Annotated in this window: 10 protein-coding genes; 7 read left to right on the top strand and 3 right to left on the bottom strand. The window is 72.8% G+C overall.

Annotated features, from left to right (window positions below):
- Nucleotides 1-122 precede the first annotated feature (122 nt).
- The 3 genes from mshD to ACFVS0_RS21130 all read left to right on the top strand — a co-directional run bounded on the left by mshD (nt 123) and on the right by ACFVS0_RS21130 (nt 4,603).
- Nucleotides 123-1,121 (top strand): mycothiol synthase, encoded by a 999-nt coding sequence (mshD, locus tag ACFVS0_RS21140; RefSeq protein WP_430589048.1) that lies wholly within the window; start codon nt 123-125, stop codon nt 1,119-1,121.
- A 49-nt stretch (nt 1,122-1,170) separates the two neighbouring features.
- The gene (locus ACFVS0_RS21135; RefSeq protein WP_430589047.1) at nt 1,171-3,549 is read left to right on the top strand and encodes an RNA degradosome polyphosphate kinase; all 2,379 of its coding nucleotides are present in this window, start codon (nt 1,171-1,173) and stop codon (nt 3,547-3,549) included.
- An 82-nt stretch (nt 3,550-3,631) separates the two neighbouring features.
- Complete coding sequence (locus ACFVS0_RS21130) at nt 3,632-4,603, top strand: NUDIX domain-containing protein (protein WP_430589046.1); 972 nt, start codon at nt 3,632-3,634, stop codon at nt 4,601-4,603.
- Nucleotides 4,604-4,618: 15 nt separating this feature from the next.
- On the opposite strand, the gene ACFVS0_RS21125 is transcribed toward ACFVS0_RS21130, so the two are convergent.
- The 3 genes from ACFVS0_RS21125 to ACFVS0_RS21115 all read right to left on the bottom strand — a co-directional run bounded on the left by ACFVS0_RS21125 (nt 4,619) and on the right by ACFVS0_RS21115 (nt 7,127).
- A complete protein-coding gene (locus ACFVS0_RS21125) occupies nt 4,619-5,623 on the bottom strand; it encodes an anion permease (protein WP_430552111.1) in 1,005 nt (334 codons plus the stop codon).
- A 2-nt stretch (nt 5,624-5,625) separates the two neighbouring features.
- Nucleotides 5,626-6,246 carry a DUF47 domain-containing protein gene (locus ACFVS0_RS21120; protein WP_430552112.1) on the bottom strand — a complete coding sequence of 207 codons (621 nt, stop codon included), beginning with the start codon at nt 6,244-6,246 and terminating at the stop codon, nt 5,626-5,628.
- Nucleotides 6,247-6,527: 281 nt separating this feature from the next.
- Entirely contained in the window at nt 6,528-7,127 is a 600-nt protein-coding gene (locus ACFVS0_RS21115) for a hypothetical protein (protein ID WP_430552209.1), read from the bottom strand.
- A gap of 179 nt (nt 7,128-7,306) precedes the next feature.
- Between ACFVS0_RS21115 and ACFVS0_RS21110 the strand changes: the two genes are divergently transcribed.
- From ACFVS0_RS21110 to ACFVS0_RS21095, 4 genes are all read left to right on the top strand, one after another.
- A complete protein-coding gene (locus tag ACFVS0_RS21110; protein WP_430564295.1) occupies nt 7,307-8,743 on the top strand; it encodes a sugar porter family MFS transporter in 1,437 nt (478 codons plus the stop codon).
- Nucleotides 8,744-8,988: 245 nt separating this feature from the next.
- A complete protein-coding gene (locus ACFVS0_RS21105) occupies nt 8,989-9,465 on the top strand; it encodes a MarR family winged helix-turn-helix transcriptional regulator (protein ID WP_430586096.1) in 477 nt (158 codons plus the stop codon).
- On the top strand, nt 9,462-11,087 hold the full coding sequence (locus ACFVS0_RS21100) for an MDR family MFS transporter (RefSeq protein WP_430589045.1): 1,626 nt from the start codon (nt 9,462-9,464) through the stop codon (nt 11,085-11,087). Before ACFVS0_RS21105 ends, ACFVS0_RS21100 begins: the two co-directional genes overlap by 4 nt.
- A gap of 112 nt (nt 11,088-11,199) precedes the next feature.
- Entirely contained in the window at nt 11,200-11,685 is a 486-nt protein-coding gene (locus tag ACFVS0_RS21095) for a MarR family winged helix-turn-helix transcriptional regulator (RefSeq protein WP_430552115.1), read from the top strand.
- The last annotated feature ends 57 nt before the right edge of the window (nt 11,686-11,742 follow it).

Raw genomic sequence — 11,742 nt, 5'->3', positions numbered from 1 at the left:
CCCCACCAGCAACGCGCCCCCCCCCCCCCGTCGCACCCCTCTGTTGTCTCCCATTCCCCACCACCCCACCCCCCCCCCCCACCGCATGGTCGGCGTCGTCCGTCCTCGGTCAGAATGGGGTCGTGCCCACCTCGCCCGCCCTGCCCGCCCTGTCCTTCGAGCCCCTCGACGCCGCCGCGCAGGACGACGTGCGCGCGCTCGCCGCGGCGGCCGCCGCCCACGACGGCGTCGTCCCGCTGTCGGAGCAGCCCCTGCTCCGCCTGGGGACCGACGCCGACTGGCTGACGCACGTCGTGGCCCGCGGCGACGACGGCACCGTCGTCGGCTACCTCCAGGTGGACCGGGGCGGCGACGACGCGAGCGCCGAGCTGGTCGTGCACCCGGACCACCGGCGCCGGGGCGTCGGGGGCGTCCTGCTGCGCACCGCCGAGCGCGACGCGCGGCTGCCGATGTTCTCGGGCGCCCCCGGCCAGCGCGGCAAGCCGCTGCGGGTGTGGGCGCACGGCGACCTGCCCGCGGCGCAGGCGTTCGCGGCCGCCCGCGGGTACGAGGTGGCGCGCGAGCTGCTCGTGCTCGCGCGGCCGCTCGGGCCTGACGACGCGGCCCGCGACGTGCCGGACCTGCCCGGCCTCGCCCTGCGCACGTTCCGCCCCGGCGCCGACGACGACGCGTGGGTGCGGCTCAACGCCCGTGCGTTCGCCGACCACCCGGAGCAGGGCCGGCTCACGGTCGCCGACCTGCAGGACCGGCGGCGCGAACCCTGGTTCGACGCCGACGGGTTCTTCCTCGTCGTGCCGGCCGACGACCCGTCGGACGGCGCCGCGGGCGAGCCGCTGGGTTACCTGTGGACCAAGGTCGAGAACGACCAGCCGTCCGGCGCCCAGGACGGCGAGGGCCGCTCCGGAGAGATCTATGCCGTCGGCGTCTCCCCCGACGCGCAGGGCCGCGGCCTGGGCCGCGCGCTCACCGCCGTCGGGCTGCGCCACCTGGCGCGCACGGGGTGCGACCGCGCGGTGCTGTACGTGGACGGGGACAACGCGGCGGCGCTGGCCACGTACGCGGGCGCCGGCTTCGAGCGCGCCGCCGTCGACGTCCAGTACGCGCGGCCCGCCGGCGCGTAGCGACCGGACGGAGGACTTCGTCACCCGCCGTTCACCTATCGGTGCCACGATGGGTGCCATGACAGCGTCGCGCCCCCGTACCTCCCGGACCCGCGACGGACGCGGTCGGTACGCCCCCGTCGCACCGGACGCCGCCGTCGCGGCCGCCGAGGTGACGGACAGCCGCCCGCGCTCGACGGCCGTCGCGCCGTCGCGCCCCCTGGATCCGCAGCTCGCGGCCCACATCGCCGAGCACATCGCGGAGGAACCGGGGTCGGACGGTGTCCGCGCGATCGAGGCGGAGCCGCTGCCCGACGACCGGTTCGCGGAGCGGGAGCTGAGCTGGCTGGCGTTCAACGAGCGGGTGCTGGAGCTGGCGGAGGACCCGTCGCTGCCGCTGCTCGAGCGCACCCGGTTCCTCGCGATCTTCGCGTCCAACCTGGACGAGTTCTTCATGGTGCGGGTGGCGGGCCTGAAGCGGCGCATCGCCACGGGCATCGCCGTCACCGCGGCGTCGGGGATGAGCCCGCGGCAGGTGCTGGAGTCGATCGGCGAGGGCGCGCACCGCCTCATGACCCGGCACGCGGAGGTGTTCCGCTCCGACGTGCAGCCCGCGCTCGACGCCGAGGGCATCACGATCGTGCACTGGGACCAGCTCGAGGTCCGCGAGCAGGAGCGCCTGCACAAGTTCTTCCGCAAGCAGATCTTCCCGGTGCTCACGCCGCTGGCGGTGGACCCGGCGCACCCGTTCCCCTACATCTCGGGGCTGTCGCTCAACCTGGCGGTCGTCGTCGCGAACCCGCTGACGGGCAAGGAGCACTTCGCCCGGGTCAAGGTGCCGCCGCTGCTGCCGCGGTTCATCGCGGTCGACGACCGCGGCCGCCCGTCGGCGCCCACGCCCACGCAGGGCGGCGGCACGCAGACGTCGTTCGTGCCGCTGGAGGAGGTCATCGCGCAGCACCTCGACCACCTGTTCCCCGGCATGGAGGTGCGCGAGAGCCACACGTTCCGCGTCACGCGCAACGAGGACGTGGAGGTCGAGGAGGACGACGCCGAGAACCTCCTGCAGGCGATGGAGAAGGAGCTGCTTCGCCGCCGCTTCGGGCCGCCCGTGCGGCTCGAGCTGGCGCACGGCATCTCGCCCCGCATCCGCGAGCTGCTGGTCCGCGAGCTCGGCGTGGCCGACGAGGAGGTGTACGAGCTGCCGGCGCCGCTCGACCTCACAGGCCTCAACGTCATCGCCGACATCGAGCGCGCGACGCTGCACTACCCGCCGTTCGTCCCGACCACGCACCGCCAGCTCGCCGAGGTGGAGTCCGCGACGGCGCGCGACGTCTTCGCCGCGATCCGCGAGCGGGACGTCCTGCTGCACCACCCGTACGACTCCTTCTCCACGTCGGTGCAGACGTTCCTCGAGCAGGCGGCCGCCGACCCGGCCGTGCTCGCGATCAAGCAGACGCTGTACCGCACGTCGGGCGACTCCCCGATCGTCGACGCCCTGATCGACGCCGCCGAGGCCGGCAAGCAGGTGCTCGCGCTCGTCGAGATCAAGGCGCGGTTCGACGAGCAGGCCAACATCTCCTGGGCGCGCAAGCTCGAGGAGGCGGGGGTGCACGTCGTCTACGGGATCGTCGGTCTCAAGACGCACGCCAAGCTGTCCCTCGTGGTCCGCCAGGAGTCGGACGGGCTGCGCCGGTACTGCCACGTGGGCACCGGCAACTACCACCCGAAGACGGCCCGCATGTACACCGACCACGGCCTGCTCACGTGCGACCGCGACGTCGGCCAGGACCTCACGCGCCTGTTCAACCAGCTCTCCGGCTACGCCCCGCAGTCGCGCTTCCACCGGCTGCTGGTCGCACCGCGCGCCGTGCGGGCGGGCCTCATCGAGCGCATCGAGCGCGAGGCGGACGCCGCCCGCGCCGGGCACGAGGCGTGGGTACGCATCAAGGTGAACTCCGCCGTGGACGAGGCCACGATCGACGCCCTGTACCGCGCCTCGCAGGCGGGGGTGAAGGTGGACCTCGTGGTGCGCGGCATCTGCGCGCTGCGCCCGGGGGTGCCGGGCCTGAGCGAGAACGTGCGCGTGCGCTCCATCCTCGGCCGGTTCCTGGAGCACTCCCGGATCTACGCGTTCGCCAACGCGGCCGGCCCGGCCATCGGCGAGGGGCCGGAGTCCGGCCCGGAGGTGTACATCGGCTCGGCCGACCTCATGCACCGCAACCTGGACCGCCGCGTCGAGGCGCTGGTCCGCATCGCCGACGAGGGCCAGGTCGCGGAGCTCCTGGAGCTCATGGACGCGTCGATGTCGGACAAGACCTCCACGTGGCACCTGCAGCCGGACGACACCTGGGTGCGGCACGCCGTCGGGCCGGACGGCGAACCGCTCGTGGACCTCCAGGCGCAGCTCGTCGACCGGCACCGCCGTCGGCCCGAGCGGGCTCGATGAGGGCGTGGTGAGGGCGGCGCGCGTGCGTCGGGCGGCGGGCACGACGGCCTCCCCGCTCGTGGACAGGCTGGGAGCGACCTCGGTGGAGCACGCCCCGGTGATCGAGTCGGCGGGCGGGCTCGTGTGGCGCGAGCGCGACGGGCGCCTCCAGGTGCAGCTCGTGCACCGGCCCCGCTACGACGACTGGTCCTGGCCCAAGGGGAAGCTCGAGCCGGGCGAGTCGCTGAACACGGCCGCTGCGCGCGAGGTCGCGGAGGAGACCGGCAAGCCCGTGGTCCTCGGCGTCCCCCTCCCGGGCCTGCAGTACCTGACCCCCGAGGGCCGCGTGAAGCGCGTGCACTACTGGGCGGCGCAGCGGGCGTCGCGGTCGGACGACGCCGCGGCCCTCGCCGCGCGGTTCCCCGTGCAGCCCCCGTCCAAGGACGAGGTCGACAGGAAGGCGTGGCTCGACGTCGACGCCGCCGCCGCCCGCCTGACGCGCCGCGCCGACCGCGGGCCGCTCGAGGCCCTCGTGGCGGCGCACGCCCAGGGCCGGCTCGCCACGCACGCCGTCGTCATCGTGCGGCACGGCAAGGCCGTGACCCGGGCGGCCTGGCACGGCACGGAGCACGACCGGCCGCTGACGCCGGTGGGGCACGCCCAGGGCGCGGCGCTCGTCCCGGTCCTCGCCGCCTACGGCGTGACGTCGGTGGTCTCGAGCCGCTGGGAACGCTGTGCGGCGACGATCGAGCCGTACGTGCGGGCGTCGCACGCCCGGCCGGAGCTCAGCGACCAGCTGGGCGAGGCCGAGCACGAGCGCTCGCCCTCCCGCGTCGCCGCGACGGTCCGCGACCTGCTCGAGTCGGGCCGGTCGTCGGTGCTGTGCACGCACCGGCCGGTCCTGCCGACGGTGCTGGACGTGCTGGGCCAGCACTCCCGCCGCGCCGTCGCGGACGTGCTGCCCTCGCGCGACCCGTTCCTCGAGCCGGGCGACCTGCTCGTCGCCCACGTCACCACCACCGGCAAGGGTCCGCGCGTCGTCGCCGTCGAGAAGGTCACTCCCCCGGTCTACTGAGGTCGCGCCCGGTCGTCAGGTGAGCCAGGGGTGCAGGATCCAGGTGGTGATGGCGGCCACGAGCGCCGCGGCGGGGATCGTCAGCACCCACGCGGCACCGATGTTCTTGGCGACGCCCCAGCGCACGGCGGACAGCCGGCGCGTGGCGCCGACGCCCATGATCGCCGAGGTGATGGTGTGCGTCGTCGAGACGGGCGCGTGCAGGATGAACGCGTTGGCGTAGAGCACCAGCGCCGACACCGTCTCGGCGACGAAGCCCCGTGCCGGGTCCAGCTCGATGATGCGCCGGCCGAGCGTGCGCATGATCCGCCAGCCGCCGGAGGCGGTGCCGAGCGAGATGGCGCCCGCCGCGGCGAGCTTGACCCACAGCGGGATGCCCGCGTCCGGGTCCGCCCAGCCGACCGTGAGCAGCGCCATGAAGATCACGCCCATGGTCTTCTGCGCGTCCTGCAGGCCGTGCCCGAGCGCCATCGCGGCGGCCGACGCGGTCTGCGCCAGGCGGAACCGGCGGGTGACCCGCGACGGGGACGCGTTCCGGAAGATCCACAGCACCGCGACCATGACGAAGTACGCGCCGACGAAGCCGATGAGCGGCGAGAAGACCATCGGCAGCACGACCTTGTCGATGATGGCCTGCCCGTAGATCGGCAGCCCGGCCGCGAGCCCCGCACCGACGAGACCGCCGATGAGCGAGTGCGTCGACGACGACGGCAGGCCGAACCACCAGGTGATGAGGTTCCACACGATGGCGCCCACCAGGGCGCACAGCACCACGACGAGCGCGGTGTGGTTCGACGCGTCCTGCAGGTCGACGATCGACGTCGCGATGGTCTCGGCGACCTCGGTGCCCAGCAGGGCCCCGACGAAGTTCATGACCGCGGCCATGAGGAGCGCCACCCGGGGCGTGAGCGCCCGCGTCGAGACCGAGGTGGCGATCGCGTTGGCCGCGTCGTGGAAGCCGTTGGTGTAGTCGAAGCCGAGCGCGAGCGCGACGACGAGGACGACCAGCGCCACCTCCACGGTCAGGACTCCTTGAGGGCGATGGTCTCGACCATGTTCGCGACCCGCTCGAAGGCGTCGGCGCCCTCCTCGAGCATGTCGACGATCTCCTTGAGCTTGATGAGCAGCACCGGGTCCGTGGTGTCGTCGAAGAGCTGCGCGATGAGCTCGCGGTGCAGCTTGTCGCCCTGGTTCTCGAGGCGGTTGATCTCGACCCAGTAGTCGGACAGCTGGTCCATGGAGCGCAGCCGCGGCATGGCCTCGGCGGTGAGCTCGGCGCAGCGCTGCAGCACCTGCACCTGCTCGGAGACCCGCAGCGGGAGCTCGTCGACCTTGTACAGGACGATGAGGTCGCCGGCCTCCTCCATGGCGTCCATGCAGTCGTCGAGCGCGGACGCCAGGCCGTAGATGTCGTCCCGGTCGAACGGGGTGACGAACGTCTGGTTCAGCCGCCGCATGATCGAGTGGGTGGCGTCGTCGGCGATGTGCTCGGCCTCGTTGAGCCGGCGGACGATCCCTTCCCTCTCCTGCCGGGACGCCCCGAGCAGCTCCGCCAGGAGCGAGGCCCCCGTGACGTTGTGCTGCGCGAGCGTCGCCAGCATGTCGAAGTAGGTCGTGTCGCGCGGTGTGAGGCGCAGGCGCACGTGTGGCTCCCGGATCGAGGACGCTGAGACTCTCACAGACTAGAGGTGGCCATCCTGGCGCGACTAGTTGAACGCGCGCTGAACGATCCGCCTCGCGGCTGCGGGAAACTCGGGTGAGGTGCGACGCCGGACCGGGAGCGCCTCTCGGCGCGTGGCCGCTCGTAGCGGCTGAAGATGGAGCCCGGGGCTACCGCGGCCCGACGTCGCCCGAACATCGTAAGCCCGGGCGTCGGCGTGCTCCGAACACGCAGGTCAGCCCCGCCGTTCACGGCCGCCGAGCGTCAGTCGAGGGTGCCCGTCCGCCAGCCCGCCGCCGCGCGCTCCAGCTCCTCGGCGGTGCGCACCAGGTCGGCGGCGCCGCGCGTCATCCGGGTGGCCCCGTCGGGGTCCGCGACCTCGCGGGCGTCGGCGTCGAAGGCCGCCCCGGTCGCGAGGATGCGGCAGAACGACGCGGCCCGCTCGAGCGCCACGGCCAGGTCTCCGGCGTAGACGCCGGACAGGACGTCGTCGGCGAGCGCCCGCAGGTCCTCCGGCGCGGGCGGGCGGGGCACGCCGGCCACCGCCTCGTGCACGGGGGCGGCGTCGACGCCGAGGCGGTAGCGCAGCCCCACGGTGCGGGGGTCGCGGCGCACCCACTCGCGCAGCACGTACAGCCGCCACAGCGCGCCGGGCAGCGACGCGGGCGCGGCGTCCGACCAGAGGGCGGCGACGACGTCGAGCCCCTCGCGCTCGACGAGGCGCACCAGGCGGTCCACCACCTCCGGGTCCTCGGCGGCGCGCGCCCGGTGCACGACGGCGCGCGCGGTGGTGTGCGCCACCTCGTCGCGCAGCGCGGGGTCGAGCGACCCGGGGATCTGCTCGGCGGTCTGCGGATCGAGCATGGCGGGTCGGCGGTGCCTGCGCGGCTCGGGTGCGTCGTTCACCCCTCCAGTCTCACCCCCGACGGCGCGGGCTCGTGGACCGGTCGCGCGTCCGACCTGCTCAGCGCGCCGACAGGGCGACCCCGACCTAGCATCGAGAAGGATCGAGAACAGGTCTGCCGAGCGAACCGAGGACGATCATGACAAGCCCAGCACCAGGCTCCGCAGCGCACAGCGCGCACCGGAAGGCCACCGCGCTCGCCTTCGCCGCGGCGGTCGGCGGATTCCTCTTCGGATTCGACTCGTCGGTGATCAACGGCGCCGTCGACGCGATCGAGGGCCAGTTCGACCTCAACTCCACCGTGACGGGTCTCGTCGTGGCGATCGCGCTGCTCGGCTGCGCCCTCGGCGCATGGTCGGGCGGCAAGCTCGCCGACCGGTGGGGCCGCACCCACGTGATGGTGCTGGGCGCGGTGCTGTTCTTCGTCTCGTCGATCCTGTCGGCGATCGCGTGGAGCGCCTGGGACCTGGCGATCTGGCGGTTCATGGCGGGCGTCGGCATCGGTATCGCGTCCGTGATCGCCCCCGCGTACATCGCGGAGATCGCCCCCGCCGCGATGCGCGGGCGCCTCGGCTCGCTGCAGCAGCTCGCGATCACCGTCGGTATCTTCGCGGCCCTGTTGTCCGACCAGATCCTCGCGACGGCGGCCGGCAGCGCGGCGAACGAGCTGTGGTTCGGCTGGGAGGCGTGGCGCTGGATGTTCCTCGTCGCCGTGGTCCCGGCGGCCGTGTACGGGATCCTCGCGCTACGGATGCCCGAGTCCCCGCGCTATCTGGTGACGAAGGGCCGTGACGACGAGGCGCGGTCCGTGCTGGCGTCCGTGCTCGGCCCCGACGAGCATCCCGACGACCGGATCGGCGAGATCCGCCGCTCGATCGCCGTGGACGAGGAGAACGCCGAGCTGGGGAGCCTCAAGGGCGACCGCTTCGGCCTGAAGCCCATCGTCTGGGTCGGCATCGTCATGGCGATCTTCCAGCAGTTCGTCGGGATCAACGTGATCTTCTACTACTCGACGACGCTGTGGCAGGCGGTCGGGTTCGACGAGTCGCAGGCGTTCCTCGTCTCGACGATCACGGCCGTGACGAACGTGGCCGTGACGTTCATCGCCATCGCCCTCATCGACAAGGTGGGCCGGCGCCCGCTGCTGCTCATCGGCTCGGCGGGCATGGCCGTCTCCCTGGGCCTGATGGCGGTGTGCTTCACGCAGGCCACCGGTTCGGGCGAGTCGATCAGCCTCCCGGATCCGTGGAGCATCATCGCGCTGGTCGCCGCGAACGCCTTCGTGGTCTTCTTCGGCGCCACGTGGGGCCCGCTCATGTGGGTGCTGCTGGGCGAGATGTTCCCCAACCGGATCCGCGCGGCCGCCCTCGGCGTCGGCGCGGCGGCGAACTGGATCGCGAACTTCGCGATCACGCTCACCTTCCCGCCGATGCTCGACACCTTCGGCCCCGCGATCCCCTACCTCATGTACGCCGTCTTCGCCGTGCTGTCGTTCTTCTTCGTGCTCGGCAAGATCCCGGAGACGAAGGGCGTCGAGCTCGAGGACATGGCGGGCGAGGCGTACAAGCGCGCCTGAACCGCGCCGCCGAGGGCGCCCGTCAGCACGGCGCGTCCGTACGGTCCGACCGCACGGCCCGCGACCCCCGCCCGGGGCGTCGCGGGCCGTCGTCGTGCACCGGGTGAAGTCCTCACCAGGACACTTGCTTGCTGCAAGCACCAGGCGTATGTTTGCACCCTGCAACAACTCGGCCCGCCCACCGGGCCGCTCCGCTCCGGCCGTCCGGCCCCGAGCACCCACCCCCTTCCTGCAAAGGCCCTGCCATGCCCGTTGACCGCACCGCGGCCCGTGAGCTCGTGGAGACGCTCGAGGAGCTCTCCCGCGCCCAGCGCGAGGCCGCCATGCGCGTGGCGCGCGACCTGGACCTCCCCCGGGCCGGCCTCGGGGCCCTGCACCTGCTCACGCGGTGCGGGCGCGTCCAGATCACCGACGTCGCCGCGAAGCTCCGCGTCGACGTGTCCGTCGCGAGCCGCCAGATCAGCGCCCTCGTCGACGCCGGTCTCGTCGAGCGCACGGTCGACGACGACGACCGGCGGGCCCGCTACCTCGCCCTGACGGACGCCGGCCGCGAGTTCGCGGAGGCCTCCTTCGAACGCATCGACGACCTCGTCTCCGAGTCCTTCTCCGACTGGTCGGAGGACGACCTGGCCGACGCCATCTCCCGGATCCGCAGCGTCGCGGCCGCACTCACCACGACCCACGACCGCGCCACGGCGCAGGAGGAGATCCCCGCCCGATGAGTCAGTCCCCCAGTCCGGCGCCCGCCGCGCCGGCCCTCTCCGCCACGCCTGCCCCCGCGATGACCCGCCGCGAGGTGCTCGAGGCCCTCTCGGGCATCCTCCTCGGCGTCTTCGTCTCGCTGCTGGCCACCACCATCGTCTCGACCTCGCTCCCCAAGATCGTCAGCGAGCTCGGCGGCTCCCAGCACTCCTACACCTGGGTCGTCACGGCCATGCTGCTGACGATGACGATCTCGACCCCGCTGTGGGGCAAGCTCGCCGACCTCACGAACCGCAAGGTCCTCATGCAGGTCGCCCTCGCGATCACGGTGGTCTCCGCCGCCGCGGCCGGCCTGTCGCAGAACATCGAGATGCTCATCGGCTTCCGCGCCCTGCAGGGCATCGGCGCGGGCGGCCTCACCGCCCTCGCGACCGTGCTGATGGCCGACATCATCAGCCCGCGCGAGCGCGGCAAGTACATGGGCCTCATGGGCGGCGTCATGGCCGTCGCGCAGATCGGCGGCCCGCTGCTCGGCGGCGTGCTCACCGACTCGATCGGCTGGCGCTGGACCTTCTTCGTCGGCGTCCCCTTCGCCGTCGCCGCGTTCATCGTGCTGCAGAAGACGCTGCACCTGCCCGCGCTGGCCAAGCGCGAGGTGAAGATCGACTACGCGGGTGCCGGCCTCATCGCCGTCGCCGTCGCGCTGCTGCTCCTGTGGGTCACGTTCGCCGGCGACCAGTTCGAGTGGCTGTCGTGGCAGACCGGCGCGATGGTCGGCGGCGCCCTCCTGGCGCTCGTCGTCGTCGGCTTCGTCGAGAAGAACGCCGCCGAGCCGATCATCCCGCTGCACCTGTTCAAGAACCGCACGTTCGTGCTCGCCGTGGTCGCCTCGGCGTCCGTCGGCGTCGCCATGTTCGGCACCGCGGTCTTCCTCAGCCAGTACTTCCAGCTCGCCCGCGGCAAGACGCCGACCGAGTCCGGCCTGCTCACCATCCCGATGGTGGTCGGCACGATGCTCGCGGGCATCGTGCTCGGTCGGATCATCTCGAACACCGGCCGGTACAAGGCGATCATGGTGGGCGGCGCCGTCCTCCTGACCGGGTCGCTGTTCGGCCTGTCGACCATCGAGGTGGACACGAGCTTCGTGCTCATCTCGGTCTTCCTGTTCGGTCTCGGGCTGTCGGTGGGCGCCCTGATGCAGAACCTCGTGCTCGCCACGCAGAACACCCTCGACGTGCACGAGATGGGTGCCGGCACCTCCGGCGTCGCCTTCTTCCGCTCGCTGGGCGGCGCGATCGGCGTCTCGGCGCTCGGCGCCGTGATGGCCGCGCAGATCAAGACGGACCTCTCCACCGGCCTGGCGAAGCTCGGCATCGCCTCCGACGCGATGGGTGCCGGCTCGGGCGCGGTCCCGGACCTGGCCTCGCTCCCCGCCCCCGTGCAGACGGTGGTCGAGGGCGCCTACGCCGACGGCATCACGACGATCTTCCTGTACGCCGTGCCGATGGCCGTCGTCTCGCTGATCGCGGTGCTCTTCATGAAGGAGATCCCGCTGGGCCAGCGCTCCGGCATCGAGCAGGTGCTCGACGAGGAGAAGGCCGCCGAGCAGGACGTCGTCGCTCCGGTCGCCGACCGGGCCTGACAACGGCCCAGCACCCGGACGGCGTCGATTTCACCCGCTGAGACGCCGTCCGGGTGCAAGTTCGCCTGCTAGGCCACTCCCGTTTGCCTCGGCGAAGCCTCATGATGGGCGCATGCACGACGTAGCCGCCCAGCCCCTGCCCGACCCGGCCACCGACCCGTTCGGTGCTCTCGAACGCGAGATCCGGGTCCTGATCCGGCGCGCCCAGTCGTCAGCGGCACAGACCGCCAGGCGGGTGCACCCCGAGCTCGAGGCGTCGGCGTACCCGATCCTCGCGCACATCGACTCCCACCCCGGGATCCGCGGCTCCGACCTCGCGGCCCACTTCGGTGTCGGCCGGGCCACCGTGTCGCGTCAGCTGAGCCGTCTCGTGGACCTGGGCCTCGTCCACCGCGAGGTGGACCCGGAGGACACCCGCGGCCAGCGGATCACCCTGACCGCCGACGGCGCCCAGCGCTTCGCCCGGGCCCGCGACCGTCGCATCGAGATGTACAAGGACGCCTTCGGCGAGTGGGACGAGGCGGACGTCTCGCAGCTCGCGACGCTGCTGCACCGCTACTCCGAGGACTTCGTGCGCTGGCGCGACACGCGCTCCTGAGCCGGCGTCCGCCCGAGACGTCGCCGGTCGAGCCTGTCGGGACCTGTCCCGGCGGGC

It is taken from the genome of Isoptericola sp. NPDC058082, assembly GCF_042885055.1.
Classification (GTDB): domain Bacteria; phylum Actinomycetota; class Actinomycetes; order Actinomycetales; family Cellulomonadaceae; genus Isoptericola.
Note: the sequence above shows the minus strand (reverse complement) of the source record. Positions and strands in the feature narration are given on the sequence as shown.